The 20,222-nt window shown below is 42.4% G+C and carries 24 protein-coding genes; 19 read left to right on the forward strand and 5 right to left on the reverse strand.

What is annotated here, in order from left to right; genetic code table 11:
- The first annotated feature begins 164 nt into the window (after window positions 1–164).
- The 11 genes from BLR86_RS14250 to BLR86_RS14290 all read left to right on the forward strand — a co-directional run bounded on the left by BLR86_RS14250 (window position 165) and on the right by BLR86_RS14290 (window position 8,011).
- Complete coding sequence (locus BLR86_RS14250) at window positions 165–980, forward strand: formate dehydrogenase accessory protein FdhE (protein ID WP_090762543.1); 816 nt, start codon at window positions 165–167, stop codon at window positions 978–980.
- A gap of 71 nt (window positions 981–1,051) precedes the next feature.
- Entirely contained in the window at window positions 1,052–1,648 is a 597-nt protein-coding gene (locus BLR86_RS14255; RefSeq protein WP_090762545.1) for a molybdenum cofactor guanylyltransferase, read from the forward strand.
- 21 nt (window positions 1,649–1,669) lie between these two features.
- Window positions 1,670–2,902 (forward strand): molybdopterin molybdotransferase MoeA, encoded by a 1,233-nt coding sequence (gene glp / locus BLR86_RS14260; RefSeq protein WP_090762548.1) that lies wholly within the window; start codon window positions 1,670–1,672, stop codon window positions 2,900–2,902.
- A gap of 13 nt (window positions 2,903–2,915) precedes the next feature.
- Window positions 2,916–4,838: a molybdopterin biosynthesis protein gene (locus BLR86_RS14265; RefSeq protein ID WP_090762550.1), complete on the forward strand. Its 1,923-nt coding sequence runs from the start codon at window positions 2,916–2,918 to the stop codon at window positions 4,836–4,838.
- A gap of 15 nt (window positions 4,839–4,853) precedes the next feature.
- The gene (locus BLR86_RS14270) at window positions 4,854–5,318 is read left to right on the forward strand and encodes a molybdenum cofactor biosynthesis protein MoaE (RefSeq protein WP_090762552.1); all 465 of its coding nucleotides are present in this window, start codon (window positions 4,854–4,856) and stop codon (window positions 5,316–5,318) included.
- Window positions 5,311–5,544 carry a molybdopterin converting factor subunit 1 gene (moaD, locus tag BLR86_RS14275; RefSeq protein ID WP_090762554.1) on the forward strand — a complete coding sequence of 78 codons (234 nt, stop codon included), beginning with the start codon at window positions 5,311–5,313 and terminating at the stop codon, window positions 5,542–5,544. The genes BLR86_RS14270 and moaD overlap by 8 nt, the downstream gene beginning before the upstream one ends.
- A 21-nt stretch (window positions 5,545–5,565) precedes the next feature.
- Window positions 5,566–5,724: a hypothetical protein gene (locus BLR86_RS26110; protein ID WP_175492897.1), complete on the forward strand. Its 159-nt coding sequence runs from the start codon at window positions 5,566–5,568 to the stop codon at window positions 5,722–5,724.
- 100 nt (window positions 5,725–5,824) lie between these two features.
- Window positions 5,825–5,980: a hypothetical protein gene (locus tag BLR86_RS26115; RefSeq protein WP_217642385.1), complete on the forward strand. Its 156-nt coding sequence runs from the start codon at window positions 5,825–5,827 to the stop codon at window positions 5,978–5,980.
- Window positions 5,977–6,996, forward strand: coding sequence for a MoeB/ThiF family adenylyltransferase (locus BLR86_RS14280; protein ID WP_090762556.1), 1,020 nt, complete (start codon window positions 5,977–5,979; stop codon window positions 6,994–6,996). The genes BLR86_RS26115 and BLR86_RS14280 overlap by 4 nt, the downstream gene beginning before the upstream one ends.
- 337 nt (window positions 6,997–7,333) lie before the next feature.
- Window positions 7,334–7,621, forward strand: coding sequence for a YwdI family protein (locus tag BLR86_RS14285; RefSeq protein WP_090762558.1), 288 nt, complete (start codon window positions 7,334–7,336; stop codon window positions 7,619–7,621).
- A gap of 18 nt (window positions 7,622–7,639) precedes the next feature.
- A complete protein-coding gene (locus BLR86_RS14290) occupies window positions 7,640–8,011 on the forward strand; it encodes a DUF423 domain-containing protein (protein ID WP_090762560.1) in 372 nt (123 codons plus the stop codon).
- Between the two features lie 42 nt (window positions 8,012–8,053).
- Here BLR86_RS14290 and gerQ read toward each other — a convergent pair whose 3' ends face one another.
- Together gerQ and hemQ are read right to left on the reverse strand one after the other, a co-directional pair.
- Window positions 8,054–8,518, reverse strand: a complete 465-nt coding sequence (gene gerQ, locus BLR86_RS14295; protein ID WP_090762564.1) for a spore coat protein GerQ — start codon at window positions 8,516–8,518, stop codon at window positions 8,054–8,056.
- A 217-nt stretch (window positions 8,519–8,735) separates the two neighbouring features.
- Entirely contained in the window at window positions 8,736–9,479 is a 744-nt protein-coding gene (gene hemQ, locus BLR86_RS14300; protein WP_090762566.1) for a hydrogen peroxide-dependent heme synthase, read from the reverse strand.
- 232 nt (window positions 9,480–9,711) lie between these two features.
- Here hemQ and pta point away from each other — a divergent pair, with 232 nt between their 5' ends.
- Together pta and BLR86_RS14310 are read left to right on the forward strand one after the other, a co-directional pair.
- Window positions 9,712–10,683, forward strand: coding sequence for a phosphate acetyltransferase (gene pta, locus BLR86_RS14305; RefSeq protein ID WP_090762568.1), 972 nt, complete (start codon window positions 9,712–9,714; stop codon window positions 10,681–10,683).
- A gap of 217 nt (window positions 10,684–10,900) precedes the next feature.
- Window positions 10,901–11,731, forward strand: coding sequence for an octanoyl-[GcvH]:protein N-octanoyltransferase (locus BLR86_RS14310; protein ID WP_090762570.1), 831 nt, complete (start codon window positions 10,901–10,903; stop codon window positions 11,729–11,731).
- A 94-nt stretch (window positions 11,732–11,825) separates the two neighbouring features.
- On the opposite strand, the gene BLR86_RS14315 is transcribed toward BLR86_RS14310, so the two are convergent.
- Window positions 11,826–12,575, reverse strand: a complete 750-nt coding sequence (locus BLR86_RS14315) for an RsfA family transcriptional regulator (protein ID WP_090762572.1) — start codon at window positions 12,573–12,575, stop codon at window positions 11,826–11,828.
- A 261-nt stretch (window positions 12,576–12,836) separates the two neighbouring features.
- Between BLR86_RS14315 and BLR86_RS14320 the strand changes: the two genes are divergently transcribed.
- From BLR86_RS14320 to BLR86_RS14330, 3 genes are all read left to right on the forward strand, one after another.
- Complete coding sequence (locus BLR86_RS14320) at window positions 12,837–13,076, forward strand: YuzB family protein (protein WP_090762939.1); 240 nt, start codon at window positions 12,837–12,839, stop codon at window positions 13,074–13,076.
- A gap of 284 nt (window positions 13,077–13,360) precedes the next feature.
- The gene (locus BLR86_RS14325) at window positions 13,361–14,659 is read left to right on the forward strand and encodes an HD domain-containing protein (protein ID WP_090762574.1); all 1,299 of its coding nucleotides are present in this window, start codon (window positions 13,361–13,363) and stop codon (window positions 14,657–14,659) included.
- A 24-nt stretch (window positions 14,660–14,683) separates the two neighbouring features.
- A complete protein-coding gene (locus BLR86_RS14330) occupies window positions 14,684–15,193 on the forward strand; it encodes a YwgA family protein (protein WP_090762576.1) in 510 nt (169 codons plus the stop codon).
- A gap of 211 nt (window positions 15,194–15,404) precedes the next feature.
- On the opposite strand, the gene BLR86_RS14335 is transcribed toward BLR86_RS14330, so the two are convergent.
- A complete protein-coding gene (locus BLR86_RS14335; protein ID WP_090762578.1) occupies window positions 15,405–15,590 on the reverse strand; it encodes a 2-hydroxymuconate tautomerase in 186 nt (61 codons plus the stop codon).
- A 107-nt stretch (window positions 15,591–15,697) separates the two neighbouring features.
- Between BLR86_RS14335 and BLR86_RS14340 the strand changes: the two genes are divergently transcribed.
- On the forward strand, window positions 15,698–16,351 hold the full coding sequence (locus tag BLR86_RS14340; protein ID WP_090762580.1) for a site-2 protease family protein: 654 nt from the start codon (window positions 15,698–15,700) through the stop codon (window positions 16,349–16,351).
- 21 nt (window positions 16,352–16,372) lie between these two features.
- The gene (locus BLR86_RS14345) at window positions 16,373–16,885 is read left to right on the forward strand and encodes a YwhD family protein (RefSeq protein ID WP_090762582.1); all 513 of its coding nucleotides are present in this window, start codon (window positions 16,373–16,375) and stop codon (window positions 16,883–16,885) included.
- Window positions 16,886–17,015: 130 nt separating this feature from the next.
- Here BLR86_RS14345 and BLR86_RS14350 read toward each other — a convergent pair whose 3' ends face one another.
- On the reverse strand, window positions 17,016–19,085 hold the full coding sequence (locus BLR86_RS14350; RefSeq protein ID WP_090762584.1) for a transglycosylase domain-containing protein: 2,070 nt from the start codon (window positions 19,083–19,085) through the stop codon (window positions 17,016–17,018).
- Between the two features lie 219 nt (window positions 19,086–19,304).
- On the opposite strand from BLR86_RS14350, the gene speE reads away from it, so the two are divergent.
- Window positions 19,305–20,132: a spermidine synthase gene (speE, locus tag BLR86_RS14355; protein WP_090762586.1), complete on the forward strand. Its 828-nt coding sequence runs from the start codon at window positions 19,305–19,307 to the stop codon at window positions 20,130–20,132.
- Window positions 20,133–20,222 lie beyond the last annotated feature (90 nt).

A 20,222-nucleotide genomic window follows, 5' to 3' on the forward strand; every position in this document is an offset into this window, starting at 1 on the left:
AGCAGGTCAGGGTGAGACCCCGCAGTCGCGCAGCGGCGAGGAGGCTCACCGACCGCCCGCGGAAAGCGAAGTGCCTGGAGCTCAAATCAACAGCCAAGTTTAACACAGCCAGAGAAAAACGGATATAAAAGTTAGCAGCCAATAAATAAAAGAGGTGCACAACGATGAAAAAATCTGTTGTTTCAAAAGAATATCAGAATTTACAGAAGGATATTATCGCTCTTCAAGAGAATTGGAAAGAGAGCATTAATCCAGAGTCAATTATTCCTAACCTAGATAAAGCGGCAATGTCAGCAGGAGTGCCGGCTGCGGCATTAGCGTCTATTAATTTCGATATTTCACTATTCTTACAGTGGATAGAGGAAGTAAATGCTCTGTTAAGTAAGAACAACCCTGACCATGAAACGAAGCTTACTGGTGTTTTATCCCTTTTAACCGAAGAAACGGTCATTCGCTGGATTGATGAAGCATTTTCTTTTAATAGTGTTTATTTTTCAGACTTTGCTGTGGAAAATGAACTAGATGAGTGGATCCCACAATTTCTTGCTGAAACAGCTCTACGACCTTACTTACAGCTAACTGCAGAAAAAATTCAGCACGAAATTACTCATGCTGTTCCTGGTGCTGGCTGTCCAGTATGTGGAGAACCAGCACGACTTGCTGTTCTTGAAGATGAAGGGAAAAAAGTAATGACATGCCCTCGTTGTCTGGCTCATTGGAATGCAAAACGGATTGAATGTGCTCACTGCGGTAATGATGACCACAAAACCATTCAGTACTTGACGATTGAAGGCGACGCTTCCTCACAAATACAGGTTTGCGAAAAGTGTATGGGGTATATTAAAGTGATAGATATAAGACAATATCTTAGCAAACCGTCCGCTGCTATGCTGGATTTAAATACGATCCATCTTGACTTTGTAGCTCAAGAACAAGGCTATCAAGCAGTGGGAGTTATGAAAAGCGGAAGCGACTGTTAAGCGACGTACACTAGTCGCTAGTCCGCTTGCGCTAGACAAGCGAAACAAACAAATTAAGAAGGTGTTTTTTCATGAAAGCTGCGGCTATTATTTTATCAGGTGGGAAATCAAGCAGAATGGGCACCAACAAGGCTCTCTTAAAATTAAATGAGAAAACCACCATAGAAAGAATGGTTGATACGCTAAAGGTATATTTTGATGATATTATTCTCGTAACCAATGATGTGGATGCCTATCAATTTTTAGGCGTGACAATGGTATCCGATCACTATCAAGGAAAGGGACCGCTTGCTGGCTTCCATGCTGGGTTAAATGCCTCTACCTATGATTTGAATTTTATTGTAGCGTGCGATATGCCGTTTATTTCTGGAGAACTTGCTGCGACCCTTATCGAGAAGATTGACCATTATGATGCCTTAGTCCCTGTTATTAATGGGAAAATGCAACCCTTATGTGCTGTTTTTCAAAAGACGACAGTGAATAAAATTGAAGAATGTATTGAAAATGGACGTCTTCCGATAAAAAATCTGCTCGACCATTTAAATGTCCTTTATTTAACGGAAAAAGATTTACAGTATTATAGTAATATAGACATAGAACGTGTCTTTTTCAATATGAATCATCCGCATGAGTATGAGGACGCAAAAAAGTGGTTAGAAGTCGATTAAGCAGGAAGGATGAAAAGTACAGTGCAATTTTTCAAAGTAAAAACAGTCGAAGAAACCTATGCAATGATAGAAGAAAAGATTCCAGCGATAAAAGATACTGAAGTACGTCCATTGGAAGAAGCTCTTGATTATATCCTTGCGGCGTGCGTCACCGCGCAGGAAAATGTCCCCAGCTTTGACCGCTCAACGGTTGATGGCTATGCGGTAAGAGCGAAGGATACCTATGGATCATCCGATTCGATGCCAGGATTCTTAACGGTAGTCGGAGAGGTGAAGATGGGTGAGTCGGCTGCGATTCCTGTAGGTCAAGGGGAAGCCATTTATGTCCCGACAGGTGGTATGATACCGCCAGGCAGTGATAGCGTGATGATGATTGAACATTGTGAAGACCATGATGGCCTCTTAAATGCCTATAAGTCCGTTGCCCCCAGCGAAAATATTATTCGTGCAGGTGAGGACATCCGAGCAGGAGAGATTCTTCTTCCACAAGGAACGAGGCTAAGGCCGCAGGAGCTAGGCGCGATTGCTTCACTGGGCATTAGTCAGGTTACGGTATACCGCAAGCTCAAAGTAGGATACCTATCCTCTGGTGACGAAATTGTCCCATATCAAACTGTGAAACTATCAGAAGGGCAAATCCGTGATATTAACTTTTTGACCATCGCTGGCCTCGCGAAGCAATGGAATATCGAGGTTGTCTATGGCGGAATCGTGAAAGATGACTTTCAAGAATTCCAGCCAAAGGCACAAGCACTATATGATGAGGTTGACTGCTTAATTCTATCTGGAGGAAGCTCAGTCGGCGCAAAGGACTACACAACAGATGTCATTGGGTCCCTTGGTACACCGGGTGTATTTGTTCACGGGATTTCTATTAAACCGGGAAAGCCAACCATTCTTGCAGTAGCAAATGGTAAACCAGTCATCGGCTTGCCAGGACATCCGGCGTCGGCGATGATTATTTTCATGCTTTTTGGTGAAAAAATTCTTCGGAAATTAAAAGGCGAAAAAATAGATAAGAAACCTGATCGAGTTTTCGCACGGATAACGAAAAATATTCCTTCTGCACCGGGAAGAGCTGATTATATTCGGGTTCGTTTGTTTGAAAAAGAAGGAGAATGGTGGGCGGAGCCTATCATTGGTAAATCAGGCTTAATTACGACACTCGTAAAAAGCGATGGAATTGTTGAGATTACTTCAGAAAAAGAGGGGATTTCACAGGGAGATTTTGTACCTGTGATTGCAACACGATAAGGGGGAACGAATGATGGACCACAAAAGGTATAAACGGAAAATTTATTTAGAGGACAAACCCCGATCGGAAGCGAAGCGAGAAATTCTCGAGGCGTTTGTTGAGCCCCTTGAAAAAGAAATGATCGCATCAAGTGATGCTCTTGGACGTGTTACAGCAGAGCCGATTTTTGCCAATGTTTCGACGCCGCATTACCATGCATCTGCAATGGATGGGATTGCTGTTATCGCTGAAAAGACCTATACCGCTCATGAGCAAAGTCCACTGCAGCTTAAGCTGGGTATCGATTTTTCGATTGTTGACACAGGAAATGCGATTCCTGCTCCCTATAATGCCGTCATTATGATTGAACATGTCGATATGATTGATGAAGAAACAATTGAAATCATTGAGCCAGCTACTCCCTGGCAGCATATTCGTCCTATTGGGGAGGATATTGTACAAGAGGAAATGCTGTTCCCACAGGGACATATCTTAAGACCGGCAGATTTAGGGGTGCTGTTAGCCGGCCAGCAGCTTCATATTCCGGTTATTAAAAAGCCCGTTGTCACGATTATTCCTACAGGAAATGAGCTTGTAGCAGCAGATACACGACTTTCATCAGGCAATATTATTGAATTCAACGGGACTGTATTTTCAAATTTTGTGAAGGATTGGGGCGGTGAGCCAAAACTTCATTCAATCGTTAAGGATGATCCAGAGCAGATTAAGAATGTGTTACTAGAAGCAGCAAAAAACTCTGATATTATTGTAATCAATGCTGGTTCATCTGCTGGTTCAAAGGATTACACTGTTCATATCATCGGAGAAATTGGCACTGTATTCACTCATGGGGTCGCTGCCAGACCAGGGAAACCCGTTGTGTTAGGAAAAATAAATGGGAAAATTGTTGTAGGTGTACCAGGTTATCCTGTTTCCGCCTATTTAGCGTTAGAATGGTTTGTCCGTCCGCTGATTTGTAAGTATTTGCAAATTCCAGAACCAAAGCGGCAAACGATAAACGTCAAGCTCGGCCGCCGAATTGTTTCGGGTATGGGGGCAGAGGATTTTATACGAATGAATATCGGCTATGTGAATGGGCAGTTTGTTGCCAATCCGCTGACAAGAGCAGCGGGAGTAACGATGTCATATGTTAGAGCGGATGGCCTTCTTGTCGTACCAGCAAATGTAATTGGCTATGAACAGGGTGAAGTTGCTGAGGTGGAACTACTAAGACCTCTAGAGGAAATTAAAAACGCGATTATGTTTTGCGGCAGTCATGATTTGACGATTGACCTTTTATCATCACAATTAAAAAGAGTCCGTGCTGACATGAAAATCGTTTCTTCACATGTTGGCAGCATGGCTGGTATTATGGCAATTCGAAAAGGAGAGGCTCATGTAGCGGGCATTCATTTGCTTGATCCAAAAACCAAGCAATATAATATCTCATATGTAAAAAAGTTACTCGCTGACCTCGATATTGTTCTTTATCCATTTTTAAAAAGAAAGCAAGGCTGGATTTTACCACAAGGTAATCCATTGGGAATTGAATCAGTGACTGACATTGCTGTTAAAAAGGCAAACTTTGTTAACCGCCAAAAAGGGGCAGGAACAAGGATTCTCTTTGATATGCTTCTAGAGGAAAACGGGATTCCTTCAGAAGAAGTTATCGGATACGACCGTGAAATGTTCTCACACTTAGCGGTAGCGGCAGAAGTTAACGGGGACAATCATGGAGCCGGCTTAGGGATATATCCTGCGGCAAAAGCGCTGGGCCTCGATTTTATTCCAGTTAACGATGAAGAATATGATTTACTGATGACGAGAAGCTTCTATGAAAGCGAAAGTGGCAGACTACTAGTAGAAATCATTCAGTCTGCTGTTTTTAAGCAGCAGGTTGACAAGATTGGCGGATATGAAGTGGTTGAAAATGAGCAACCTAAAGAGTTAGCCTAAAAGAGGTGTTATGGAATGAATTATCAAATGTCGAAAGAGCCGATCAATATCCAATCCGTAATTGATAAGGTTGTTCAGCGCAATGCAGGCGCGATTACAACGTTTATCGGAACGGTTCGAGAATTAACAAAAGGTAAGAAGACGCTTTTCTTAATTTATGATGCGTATGAAGCGATGGCTGTGAAAAAGCTTGAGCAAATTGGCAGGGAAATTGAAGAACGCTGGGAAGGCGCACAGGTAGCGATTACTCACCGCGTGGGCAGACTTGATATCACCGATATTGCGGTGGTCATTGCTGTTTCTACCCCGCACCGTAACGATGCCTATGAAGCGAACCGCTATGCGATTGAAAGAATCAAAGAAATTGTCCCGATTTGGAAAAAAGAACATTGGGAAGATGGCGAAGAGTGGATGGGCAACCAGCTCGAAACGGTGGCCTATCCAAGCGGCAAGCCGGAGGAGGGCGATTTGAATGAATAAAGTATTATTTTTTGCTCATTTACGTGATGCGGTTGGAGAAGAATTTTTGAAGATCGAAGCTGCGGGAAAAACAGTTGGAGATTTGAAAGCAGAATTGACTTTACGTTACGATCTTCCCAAGTTGGACACCGTTATGACTGCTGTGAACGAAGAGTTTGCTCAGGATGACGAAGTGATTCAAGCTGGTGATGAAATTGCCTTTATCCCGCCAGTAAGCGGGGGCTGATTTGGTTTTTGGGTGTAGATCATGATGACGAAATCCGGAAAAAGGAATGAAAGTGGTCACCAAGAAGGTGTCTTGATGACCGAAATCCGGAAAAAAGAAGGAAAGTGGTCACCAAGAAGGTGTCTTGATGCCCGAAATCCAGAAAAAAGAAGGAAAGTGGTCACCAAGAGGGTGTCTTGATGCCCGAAATCCAGAAAAAAGAAGGAAAGTGGTCACCAAGAGAGGGTCTTGATGCCCGAAATCCAGAAAAAAGAAGGAAAGTGGTCACCAAGAAGGTGTCTTGATGACTGAAATCCGGAAAAAAGAAGGAAAGTGGTCACCAAGAGAGGGTCTTGATGCCCGAAATCCGGAAAAAGGAATGAAAGTGGTCACCATAAATTTAGTTGAGTACAAGTTATACTTTGTGGATTTTTCGGAAAGGGGAAAACGCAAATGAACGAACGATATTCACGGCAGGTCCTCTTTCCAGGAATTGGAAAAGAAGGACAAGCTAAAATTAGTACCAAGCATGTGTTAATGATCGGTGCAGGAGCCCTTGGGTCAGGTAATGGAGAAATTCTCACAAGAGCAGGGGTTGGCAGGCTTACGATCGTCGATCGAGATTATGTCGAGGCAAGCAATCTTCAGCGTCAGCAGCTTTATACAGAGGAGGATGTCGCTCTGAAGCTTCCTAAGGCCGCGGCTGCTGAAAAACGTCTAAAGGCAATCAACTCTGACGTGGAAATCAAAGCGATTATCGGTGATGCCACGCCACCAATGCTCGAGGATTTAGTAAGGGATGTTGATCTCATTATCGATGCAACCGATAATTTTGAAACGCGGATGATGATCAATGATATTTCACAGAAGTACAAGATACCTTGGATATATGGGGCATGTGTCGGTAGTTATGGGATGAGCTTTTCCATTATTCCTGGAAAAACCCCATGCTTAAACTGTTTATTGCGAACGATTCCGATGCAGGGATTAACGTGCGACACGGGCGGGATTATCTCGCCAGCTGTCCAAATGGTGATCGCCCATCAAAGTGCAGAAGCCTTCAAAATGCTAGTCGAGGATTGGGACGCAGTTCGAACTTCATTCGTAAGCTTTGACTTATGGCGGAACCAATACACGAGTTTGAAAATGGGAAAAGCCAAATTTTCCGGTTGCTTATCCTGTGGGGAGGAAAGAACATATCCTTACCTGGACCAAGAAAATATGACAAAAACGACTGTTTTATGCGGCAGAGATACGGTCCAAATTCGGCCGTCTACTCAAGGAGCTATTTCGCTTGAGAAGCTGGCTGGGCAGCTAGATTCATTAGGTTATACAGTAAAAGGGAATCCCTATCTCTTATCAGTAGAAATGGGCATCGAGCGCATGGTCATCTTCAACGACGGCCGGGCACTTATCCATGGAACTAAAGATTTAACCCATGCAAAATCGATTTACCAAAGAATATTAGGGTAAACATTAACGAAAGTCGCCAATTAGTAGAATGGCGACTTTTTTCATTTGGCTGTGTTAAATGATACTATTGATTTTATAACCTGTTGATTTGAGCGGAGGGCACGAGACTCCTGCGGGACTAGCAGGTCAGGGTGAGACCCCGCAGTCGCGAAGCGGCGAGGAGGCTCACCGACCGCCCGCGGAAAGCGAAGTGCCTGGAGCTCAAATCAACAGCCAAGTTTAACACAGCCTTTCATTTAAGAATTCGACATGTTTCACGTGAAACATGTCGAATTTTTAAATGGCTGTGGAATTTGGTATGATAAGGTGGAGATTGAACTAGAGGAGTTTATGAATCGTGAATATTTCAGTAGAAAAATTATTAATGAAAATAGAAGATGAACTAAAGCAAGCGAAGAACAGCACAAAACAAGAAAACTTGCGGGAAAAAGTGTACTCTATTAAAATATTATGCGAGTTGATTCTAGATGAAAAGCAGAACCGGCAGGAAATACCGTTGGCCCCTTCAGCTGTCTATCAGCCTGTAATGGCCCAACCGTCTTTTCAGCAGCCAGTATCATTAAATCAACCGAAAAAAATAGAAATGGAAGACGAAGCAAACGGGGACTCATTGTTTGATTTTTAAAGCGAAAAGGGGAAAAGTATGAAAACATTTATTATTATCGGTGCGATTAACGCTTTTTTAGCGGTAGCGCTTGGAGCCTTCGGGGCCCATGGACTTAAAGATAGGCTGGATCCTTATTACTTAGATATTTGGAAAACGGGAGTTCAGTATCAAATGTTTCATGCCATAGGACTATTGGTAATTGGAATCCTTCTCGGGAAGGTGGCAGCCAGTTCATACTTTACCTGGTCAGGCTGGCTCATGTTAATCGGAATCATCTTTTTCAGCGGCAGCTTGTATATCTTAAGCTTAACCAAGGTTGGGATCCTAGGAGCGATCACTCCAATTGGAGGAGTTTGCTTCTTAGCAGGCTGGGTTTTAATGATCATTGGTACAGTTAAAGATCTGTAAGATAGAAAAAAGGCATTGGGCCTCCAATGCCTTTTTTCCATTTTATCGCGGCGGATAAGTACTTAAACCAGGTGAAGCCCCGAATGGGTATTCATATTCGAGTTCTTCATCAAAAGTTGCGTAATCAAAGGCTACCATTGGAATGAGAGTACGCTGGCCTGTTTGTGGATCACTTAAAACGAGATGATCTCGTCCTGCAGCTTCAATAATACCAACAAATTTTTTGGCATTCCATTGACTGTTGCCCTCGAAAGTGGTGTAAACGGTGGCTAATTTTCCTTTGTTTAACCGTAGAATATTTTCAATGTATGATTGTTCAATTGGCAGCATTCCTTGCGGCTGTATTGTTCCTGGAGGTGTTTGTGGTGCACCAGCTGGCGGAAACTGTGGGAATTGCTGCTGTTGTTGACCAGGAAAATACCCTTGACCTTGACCTTGATATGGAGTGGCTCCCTGCTGTCTGGCAGGATAAGGCTGATACCCTTGTTGGTTATTATATTGACTCATCTTTTTTCCCTCCTAAAAATAACTAAATCTTTTGGCCCAACTGTATTCATACTCCGCTAACCTTTAAATGGTGACAATCAATCGCAGAAAGTTCTACTATGAAATGATGCGGAGCAAAACTTAAGACTCGCTGTTTTATTAGTATGAGGAGGAGAGGGTAAATATGACATAGGGAACCTACAAAAAAAGTTCTCAGCAAGGGCTGAGAACTTTGCGATTAAACATGCAAGAAACTTGAGACTCTTTCTTCTTCTAAAAGATTTCCAACAAAGAAGGCGCCAAACTCACCGTAGCGTGCACTCACTTCATCAAAACGCATTTCATAAACTAGCTTTTTAAATTGAAGAACATCTTCTGCAAATAGGGTTACGCCCCATTCGTAGTCATCAAAGCCTACAGAGCCGGTAATGATTTGTTTTACCTTTCCAGCATATGTACGTCCAATCATTCCGTGGCTGCGCATTAGACTGCGGCGCTCTTCCATCGGAAGCATATACCAGTTATCGTTACCTTGACGGCGTTTGTCCATTGGATAGAAGCAAACATGCGCAGTTTTTGGTAATTTTGGATAAAGACGAGCAAGAACATGTGGATTCTGATATGGATCTTCCCCTGCAGCTAAGTAGTTGCTAAGCTCAACAACAGACACATAGGAATGAGCCGGAATCGTGAACTCTGCTAATTTTGTTTTATTAAATTCTGTTTCAATTTCATTCAATTCTTCCATGGTTGGGCGCAGAATCATCATCATGAAATCAGCTTTTTGACCAACTATTGTATATAAAGCATGGCTGCCTTCGTTACGTTCCCCAGTGTGATTCCATTTTTCAACTAGACTTAAAAACTCTTGAATCGCCTCTTGGCGTTCATCGCTTGAGAGCATTTTCCACATCGTCCAATCAACCGTACGGAAATCATGCAAACAATACCAGCCATCAAGTGTTTGAGCTGCTTCATTCATTAAAATCACTCCTAAATAATCATTCTTCTTATTTACAATCTTTACTATAACATAGTTGACCAAGACAGGCTCGAATAAACAGCCATGGATATTTTTTTAAAAAAGGTAAATAGTAAAGGGGAGTGTGAGTTTTTTGAATAAAAGAACAATAACTATGAAAGCGCTAACTAAGTTGAACTTTTCAACAGGTAAAGTATGCTAAAAGAGTAGATTTATTTAGGGAGGATTTAATGTGGCGGATTTATTTGAAGGCTTAAAACAAAAGTTAGCGGGTCGTGATATGAAAATTGTTTTTCCAGAAGGGTTGGACGAACGAATTGTTCGAGCTGCCAGCAGGCTTGCGGAGGAAAAGCGGTTAACTCCGATATTAATTGGAAACATTGAACAGGTTCAAAGTAAGGCGGCTGAGCTTGGAGTTTCCTTAGAGTCAGCGGAAATATACGATCCAGCGAGCTATGCAGGAATGGACGAGCTTGTGGCAGCATTTGTTGAGCGCCGTAAAGGAAAAGCAACAGAGGAAGACGCGCGTAAAATATTATTGGATGAAAATTATTTTGGCACGATGCTTGTATATTTAAATAAAGCAAACGGATTAGTGAGTGGTGCTGCTCACTCTACTGCTGATACGGTTCGCCCGGCACTGCAGATTATTAAGACAAAAGCCGGCGTTAAGAAAACGTCTGGCGTCTTCATCATGGTTCGTGAGGAAGAGAAGTATGTATTTGCTGACTGTGCGATCAATATTGCTCCTGACAGCAATGATTTAGCTGAAATTGCCGTGGAAAGTGCGAAAACGGCAGATATGTTTGATATCGAACCAAGAATTGCGATGTTGAGCTTTTCAACAAAAGGTTCTGCGAAGTCTCCAGAAACAGAAAAAGTTGCAGGTGCGGTTGAAGAAGCGAAGCGTCGTGATGCAAGCTTGGTGATTGATGGCGAGTTCCAGTTTGACGCGGCTTTCGTTCCTTCCGTTGCAAAAAGTAAAGCGCCAGATTCGCCACTTCAAGGGGACGCGAACGTATTTATCTTCCCTAGCCTTGAGGCTGGAAATATTGGCTACAAGATTGCCCAGCGTTTAGGTGGGTTCGAAGCAGTTGGCCCAATCCTTCAAGGGTTGAACAAACCTGTAAATGACCTATCACGCGGCTGTAATGAAGAAGATGTCTATAAATTGGCGTTAATCACTGCGGCGCAGGGATTATAAGAGGTTTTTGAGAGCCAGTCCATGGTTGTGGGGCTGGCTTTTTTGGTTATGGACTATTTTTATTAGGTTATGGACTTTTTTGGAACCCATTTGGACTTTTTTCGAGGGGTTTTGGACAATTAGACATTATTTGGAAAAACAAACACCGTAAGATGCTGTTTTAATAGGATTCTTTTTGCTAAAATAAACTTATTATTCATTAGAGGAGTTAAACACTATGGAAGGTTTACTTCGTCAACATGAATGGCGGGTGATTGATCAGTCGTCATTAGGCAGCCATTTTCATGCGTTACAGTCATTTGGCACGGATGATACGTTATGTGCCTCGGTCGGTTCTGGAAAGGCGCCGGCGACCGCCAGGACCTGGGTCCATCATAATACCATCGTACTCGGGATCCAAGATACCAAATTGCCATTTCTAAAAGAAGGAAGGCAATTTCTCGCAACACAGGGCTATCAGTCAATTGTCCGCAACTCGGGCGGATTAGCCGTGGTACTTGACGAAGGGGTGCTAAATATCTCACTGATTTTACCCGAAAAAGAAAAAGGGATCGACATCAACCGCGGCTATGATACGATGTGGCAACTGATTCAAAATATTTTTGCGGACTATAATCAGCCGATTGAGGCACGAGAAATCGTCGGATCCTACTGCCCAGGAAGCTATGACTTGAGTATCGCTGGAAAAAAGTTTGCAGGTATTTCCCAGCGCCGCCTCAAAAAAGGGGTGGCGGTGCAAATCTATTTATGTGTCAATGGCAGCGGCAGTGCCCGTGCCGCGTTAATCCAGCAATTTTATCAAGTGGCAAAAAGGGAGCAGCCGACAAAATTCGTCTATCCAGAAATTGTACCGGAAGTGATGGCTTCCCTATCTGAACTTTTGGGAACGCCGCTTACGATTTCAGATGTTATGCTGCGTCTATTGAACCAGTTAAAAAACAACAGCGGCTATCTCTACGCCGGACAGTTGAATGAACTGGAATTAGACCTCCTTCCCGGCTATTATCAGAGAATCATTGAACGAAATGAAAAACTTGATGACATGTAATAAGCCGTAAACCCAAATGGATTTACGGCTCTTTTTAAAAGAGGATATTGTCCTTCTCCCAAAATCTTTTGTCTTGCTTCCGCTTTTAGACGTTTTACTCAGCGACCTTCTCTAAATTTCCGTTACGGTCCATTTTAAATTTCGTCGCAGGTCTTTCTTCTTCTTCAAATAATACAAGCTTACGGGCACGGTTCATAATCTTCATGAGTGTCTCGTAATCTTCCTGGATGGTTTCGGTATTTTGCGTGAGACCCTCAATTTTTGCGGCCATTTCTTCATTTTGCTTGCGCAGCTCTGAAATTTCGCGCTTCAATCTTTCATTCTCACTTTTTAATGCTTCATTTTGCAGATTGGCATGATTAAAGTTTTGTAAGTAATCGATCACGCTATCAAGTGATAACCCTGCTGTAGACGGTTGTTTAGCTGCAGGTCTATACGTTTGTACGGTAGGCAAAACAAACGTTTCAGCGGCTGCTTCTGTTGTTAAATCTGGCATTTCAAAGCTAGTTTCCATTGGCATTTCCACTGGTACTGATAGTACTTCGAAATCGTCCGTAAGTGGTGCTGGAGGATTGTAGAGTAACTTTTTCTTTCCACCTTGATCTTTTCCTAACACTCTTTGCCTTTGTTTACGCTGTTTTTTTGCTAATTGCAAGGCTTTTTCATAGCGATGGCGAACAACGGCATTCCATCTGAAACCACAGGCTGCAGAAGTCCGATTTAACTTATCGCCTACCTCTTCAAAAGCATTTAGCTGGGTACTGCCCTCACGTACATGGCGCAGGACGGTTTCCGCTAACAATAAATCATCTTCATCTGTCCAAGCATCTTGCCGAACTTTCATACCATTTCAACTCCTTTAAAAATAATTACATTGAACTCATGACGAGTTTTTAAAAGTTCTAGTCTTATCTTTGACAAGATTTTCAAGCTTTATACCAAAATGTTGCAAGGATAATAGTTTTTTTAACTGAAAGAGTTACAAGGATTGCTAAAGATTGCAACTTGCAATGGGTAGAAAGAAATTGTAAAATACCTAAGGAGTTAAGTCGTAAATATATTGGATCAAATAAATTGTATTGGTAGAAAAGAAAGGGTGGAAGCTATGTCAAATGAATTCCGTGTTTGTGATGATTGCCAAGCCGTGAATCTCAAGACATTAATCCCTCGTTTAAAAGAATTGGACCCCGAAGCCACGATTACAATTGGCTGCCAATCTTATTGTGGACCTGGCCGGAAAAAAACATTTGCCTTCGTCAATAACCGTCCGCTAGCTGCCCTAACCGAAGAGGAATTAATGGAAAAGATTAATAAAAAAATCCGAAAAGCGGAAGCGTCCGTTTAGCGACGTATGGACTGGAGGGCTTCGACTAAGATAAAGGAAACACGGAGAGCGTAGCGATCCGATGTTGACTTATCGTAGGGAGAAGACCGAAGTACACTAGTCGTTGGACGCTGGAGCTAGACAGTAATCTAAGTTCAAAGATATTTCCAGATTATTTATAAATAAATCACCTATGACCGAGTGTTTAGGTGATTTTTCTTTTCAGGATATTGTCGAAAAATCCTGCAGAAATTTGCTGGAAATTGGGATATAATAGAAGAAAGTTTAGAGGAAGAGGGAAGGCAATGGATTATTCGGTGGAAAAACTGACTGAAGAAAAAGTGTTTAAAGACCCTGTTCATCGCTATGTTCATGTACGTGACCGCGTGATTTGGGATTTGGTTGGAACGAAAGAGTTTCAACGCCTGCGACGTATCAAACAGCTTGGAACCACCTTTTTAACCTTTCATGGTGCAGAGCACAGCCGCTTTAACCATTCCCTCGGAGTATATGAAATTGTCCGCCGCATCATTGATGATGTATTTGCAGGCAGACCAGAGTGGAATGACGAGGATCGTCTCCTCACCCTTTGTGCCGCACTCCTTCATGATTTGGGGCATGGCCCATTCTCCCATTCGTTTGAAAAAGTATTTGACTTCGACCATGAAGATTTTACACAGGCCATTGTGCAAGGAAATACAGAGGTCAACGCAATATTAAAAAAAGTTAGTCCAGACTTCCCACAGCAGGTGGCGGAAGTGATCGCAAAAACATCTGCCAAAAAGCGGGTGGTCAGCTTAATTTCCAGCCAAATTGATGCCGACCGGATGGATTACCTGCAACGGGATGCCTATTTTACCGGGGTAAGCTATGGTCAATTTGATATGGAGCGAATTCTTCGTGTCATGCGGCCAAAGGAAGACCAGGTTGTGATTAAGAAAAGCGGAATGCATGCGGTTGAAGATTATATTATGAGCCGCTATCAAATGTACTGGCAGGTCTATTTTCATCCTGTTTCCCGCAGTGCTGAAGTGATTTTGACAAAAATCCTCCATCGTGCCAAGCAACTTAATGAAAACAATTACTCATTTAAATATGAACCCATTCATTTCTATTCTTTTTTTACCGATAAAGGAACGTTAGAAGACTATTTAAAATTAGATGAATCGATTATCATGTATTATTTCCAAATTTGGCAGGAAGAAAATGATCCTATTTTAAGTGACCTGTGCCGGCGATTTGTGAACCGAAATTTATTTAAATATGCTGAATTTGATCCTGCTAAGGAGTATAAGAAGCTCGCTGAACTAACGCGTCTTTTTGAAAAAGCAGGCATTGATCCAGAATATTATTTAGTGGTCGATTCATCATCCGATTTACCTTACGATTTTTATCGGCCAGGTGAAGAGGAGGAACGGCTGCCGATACATCTTTTGATGAAAAATGGTGAGTTAAGGGAACTTTCTCGGGAATCAGAGATTGTCGATGCGATCTCCGGTAAGCGGCGAACGGATCACAAGCTGTATTACCCAGCTGATTTCTTAGAGGACGAATCCTCGGGAAAAAATATAAAGACACAAATACGTACTCTATTAGAGATATAACCTTGGATTTAGGAGATGAGGAGTGTGTTAAAAGACCACGCCAAGTTGATGCAGGCGATTTCAGTATCCGGAGAAATCATCGGGAGAAAAAGGCTGCAAAAGATGATATATATTGCAAAAAAGGTGGAATTTCCTTTCCATGAGCGGTTCCAGTTTCATTTTTATGGTCCTTATTCGGAGGAACTGACATTGCGAGTGGAAGAACTATGCAATATGGGCTTTCTCAATGAAATTAAGGAGAAAAAAGGCGGTTACTTTCAATATCGCTACACGCTGACCGACACTGGAAAAGAGTTTTTAAGTTTAAACGAAGTGGAAATGCCATTTTTAGAGAATTGCCTCTGTGATATGAACGAACAGAATGCTAGATTTTTGGAGCTTGTTTCAACTGTTTTATATTTTGATAATCTACTCAAAGAAGAAGTGATCAATAAGGTATTTACGCTAAAAGGCAGCCAGAAATACACTGTCGAAGAAATTGACCTCGCTTATGCCTATATTGAATCGCTTAAAGAAAAAGCTAAACTTAATTAGAAAAGCGTCCGTGTTTTTGAAGGTTTCTTCAAAGACAGGTACGCTTTTTAATTAGGATAAATTTTGTATGAAGTTTTGAACTTTGAGTATTGTCTAGCTTCAGCGCCTAGGGGCTCGGGTCATAAGCCAATCCGTCAAGAAGGTTAAAGAACAACCTTCTCGCCGGCTCGTCTTATGCCTGTCGCCCCTGGACAAGGCGCTTCCGCTTTTCCTATTTGTCGCTTGCGCGAACGCCGGCAACACCGTAATGTTCTTTTTGCATTTCTTCAATAAATACGACAACTGCTTCTTTCGGAGCACCAGTCGTTTCACTGACAGCATCGGTTACTTTTTCAACAAGTGCTTTCTTTTGGTCATCCGTGCGTCCCGGCAGCATTTTAACTGTAACGTATGGCATGATTCAAACCTCCTTTGTGAACTACAAGGATAGTGTAGCAAACATTTTCATTTTATATCCAGTTTAAGGTATACTTAAAGGAAAAAAGAGGAGAAGGGGAAACAAATTTGGAAGGATTTCTAGCCTATTCACTTAGGGAAATTCCCTATGTCGCGATTACGTTAATGATTGCCTTTACGTTCCATGAATTTTCTCATGCTTATGTTGCCTATAAGTTCGGGGATCATACTGCCGAGAAGCAGGGTCGTTTAACATTAAATCCGCTTAAGCACCTTGATCCATTTGGAACGATATTAATTTTTATTGCTGGATTTGGCTGGGCCCGTCCAGTTCCAGTGAACCGCTTCTTCTTTAAAAAGCCGCGTCTTGCCGGGGTGTTGGTTTCTGTAGCAGGTCCGCTTAGTAATTTGGTGCTGGCACTCCTTGGCTTTTTAGCTGGATATGGTTTAGCAAAAACAGGGTTGGCTGCAAACTTCACAGGTTTTTATGATTTTCTAGATATTTTTAATTGGCTCAATTTAGTGCTGTTTGTCTTTAATTTATTACCATTCCCGCCGCTGGATGGCTATCGAATCCTCGAGGATTTGGCACCAAATGATATCAGGGCAAAATTGACTCAATATGAACAGTACGGCGTATTAATTTTTATCATTTTAGTCATTACCCCTCTGGATCAGTACACGATTCAGCCGATATTCCAATTTATTCTCCCTGGGTTGTGGCAAGGAATCGATAATTTCTTTTATCAATTGTTTTTTTAATATAGGAGGTTACGAGTTTTAATGGCAGACAATAAGAAAAAACCGCTTGGCTTTAATATTATCAAACCTGATCCGACGGATGGACATAAGGGCTTTGGTAAAGGAGCCTTAAGCCTAGATAATGTTTCTCCTGTTATCATTGATGTTGATGCCGGGGACGCGATGATTGATGTCGGAGCTATGCACGCTCGCAGTGTGGTCGAGAAGGGAATTAAATTCCTTAAGACGAAGGAAGAGGTTCCTAACGCGAAACCTTATTGGCTGGTGTGGGTGACGGTGGACCGGAAACAAGAAGGTCCTTATTATGCGGGTGTGACCGCCTGTGAAATGACCGTTGACCGGGAAATCCGCCGCGGGTACAAATCACTTCCAGAACATGTCAACCGCATGGATAAATCGTTAAAGCGATCGATCATTGTCGACCATATGGATGAAAAATCAAAGAAAATCTTAGCTGATTTTCTGCAAAACCATAATCAAGACATGTGGAATAACTCAGCTGAAGAGTTGAAAAAGGGCTTGGCAGCGGAATAAAAGGCATTTTTTACGATAGCATTTTTAAAGAAAAAGTTGTAAAATATATGCAGTGTGTAAACACTGTAAAGCTAGGACACGAAAAAGGCTCCGGGGACCTAAACTCCGGAGCCTTTCTCGTGTTTTTGGCTTAGGCACCCCATTTGAAGATCTTTTTATACCAAGGGTCCTTTGTTTCCTGTTTCTCTTTCGTTGGGTTGTGATTTTCGTGTTTTAAATGATCGGTACAGTATTCTGTGGGCTCGGTACCAGCGACAAAGTAAGTAAACCTGCGGACAGGACAATCCTTTGATGCCAGCTTGCCGTTTTCAGGATTAACGTATACGCCAAGCACGCCTTCCTTCGGGGGATTGAACCCTTTGATTGGTTTATCCTTTAAGGCTTCCTCCATAAACTTTACCCAAATATTTTTTGCATAGCCTTTTTCAGCGGTAAGAGTAATCGGCTTACCAACATCATGACCGGCCCAAACAGCAGTAACCAGCTGCGGAGTAAAACCAATCATCCAGCTGTCCGTCTCGGTTGAACCCGATTTACCTGCATAAGGACGAGTAATGTCATCAATCAGAGAGTTACCCGTTACTTTGGCATAGCCGTTCAGCTTTGTGTCAAACATCCCTGTCATCAGATGCGTCATCACAAAAGCTTTCGCTGGGTCTAACACCTGCTCTGTTTCATGGTTATTTTCATAAATAACCTTGCCATTATAGTCTTCTACCTTCGTAATCAGGGTTGGCGTAACTTTTTTTCCACCATTCGCAAATTGACTGTAGGCATTTGCCATGTCGATGACCCGCACCCCTGATGTTCCGAGGGCAAGTGATGGGACACTATCCATTTTCGTTGATATTCCCAACTTTTTCACAGTGTTGATCAAAGCTTCCGCACCCATAAATAAATGAGTTTTGACAGCGTAAATGTTATCTGATACCGCTAGCGCTTGGGCGAGGGTGATTTCACCGTCGGCATATTTGTTGTTAAAGTTTTGTGGTGCATAATCAGTATGGCCATCATCCAGTTTGAAGGTGGTCTTTTCACTTCTCATCGTTGAAGATGGCGTAAATCCTTGGTTGAGTGCTGTATAGTATAGAATCGGTTTAATCGTCGAGCCTGGCTGTCTAGTCGCTTGAACAGCCCGGTTAAACGGGCTCGCTTCATAATCACGGCCACCAACCATTGCTTTGACATAACCGTTTTTCGGGTCCATGGCAATCAGACCGACCTGAATTTCAGAACTACTGGCAATCGTTTCTTGGATTTTTTTTTCTGCCGCTTCCTGCTGCTTTAAATTAAGTGTGGTATAAACCTTTAGTCCGCCTAGGGCAATCGTTCGTTCATCAAGCTTGAGCTGATTCTTTAAAGCATTTTTCACAGCGTCCTGAAAGTAAGGAGCAGCCTCCACTGTTTTATGCGGGTGCTTGCCGACTAAAGTAAGCGGTGTTTCCTTTGTCTTTTCGGCTGTGTCTTTTTGGATATAGCCATTTTCGACCATAGAGTTTAGAATGATTGCTTGGCGCTTTGTTGCATTTTTCAATGATTCAAGCGGTGAGTAAAGCCCAGGCCCTTTTGGGACACCTGCTAGCATTGAGCTTTCAGCTAAGGATAATTCGGAAGCATTTTTTCCAAAATAAAATTGGCTGGCAGCTTGAACCCCATAAGCACCGTTACCATAGTAGATGGTATTTAAATAGCCTTCTAGAATTTCCTCTTTGGAATAATTCATTTCAATCCGGATTGCAAAAAAAGCTTCATATAGTTTCCTTGACCACGTTTTATCATGCTCAAGGAAGAGATTCCGTGCGTATTGCTGAGTAATCGTACTGGCACCCTGCACTTTCGCCATTGCTTTTACGTCTGCAAGGATGGCGCCGATAATTCGTTTATAGTCAAAACCATTATGTTCGTAAAAATTTTTATCTTCAATCGAGATGGTCGCATGGATTAAATCAGGTGAGATTTCTTCAAGTGGAACCCAGTAGCGCTTTTGGCCGCTATTGCTCTCACCAATCAGCGTCCCGTCACTGGCAAAGAATAAAGTCGATTGGGGAACAGCGAGTGGCGGTGCTCCGAGAATTTTGGCATAACCAAGAATCCCAAGAAAAACAATCATCATGCAGCCAAAGCCTATCAAACTAATGATTATAAACGCACGCAAGTATTTTATCGTTTTTCGAAATCCATGATTGGTCATTAATTCCACAAGAATACCCTCCTTTGCCATTCCTAGAAATTCCTTAGTATCAGTATTGTGACAAAACAGAGGTTTTAAACGATTTGAATGAAAAAATTTCTAGGAATTTTAATAGGATTTTGCTAGACTGTTGCTTATGATTGTAATTCAATCGTTTGGGTACTATAAAAATGGAGTGAATGGATAGTGATCAATGCTAACTAAACAGAATCTGGAGGAAGATACAGCATGACGATTTGGTTTACAGAAAAGCAAACCGAAAACTTCGGAATCACCATGAAGGTAAATAAAACTTTACATACGGAACAAACAGAATTTCAAAAGCTAGATATGGTCGAAACGGAAGAATGGGGCAATATGCTTCTTTTAGACGACATGGTGATGACATCTGTAAAAGATGAGTTTGTTTATCATGAAATGGTGGCACATGTTCCTTTGTTTACACATCCAAACCCAGAGAACGTTTTAGTAGTCGGCGGCGGCGATGGCGGCGTTATTCGCGAAGTTTTAAAGCACCCAAGCGTGAGGAAAGCAACACTTGTCGATATCGACGGAAAAGTAATTGAGTACTCTAAGAAGTTTTTGCCTGAAATCGCTGGAATGCTTGATGACCCACGTGTAGAAGTGCGTGTGGATGACGGCTTCATGCACATTGCCAAAAGTGAAAATGAGTATGACGTGATTATGGTGGATTCCACAGAGCCTGTAGGTCCTGCGGTGAACCTGTTTACCAAGGGGTTCTATGCAGGGATTTCGAAGGCATTGAAAGAAGACGGAATCTTTGTGGCTCAATCCGATAATCCATGGTTCAAGGCAGAGTTAATTCGCCACGTACAGCGCGACGTCCGCGAAATATTCCCGATTACACGCTTGTATGTAGCCAATATTCCTACATATCCAAGCGGACTATGGGCATTCACCATCGGATCCAAAAAATACGATCCACTGGAAGTAACCGAAGACCGCTTCCATGAAATCGAAACCAAATACTACACCAAAGAACTGCACAAAGCAGCATTCGTATTACCGAAATTTGTAGGGGATTTAGTGAAATAATGAGGGCCAGTTGTTCGTCAACTGTCCGCCTGGGGTGGACAGTGTCCACGAGCGGTGACAGGCACCAAAAAGTGAATACATAAAAGTGAG

It is taken from the genome of Bacillus sp. OK048 (assembly GCF_900103525.1).
In the GTDB taxonomy this organism is placed as follows: Bacteria; Bacillota; Bacilli; order Bacillales; family Cytobacillaceae; genus Neobacillus.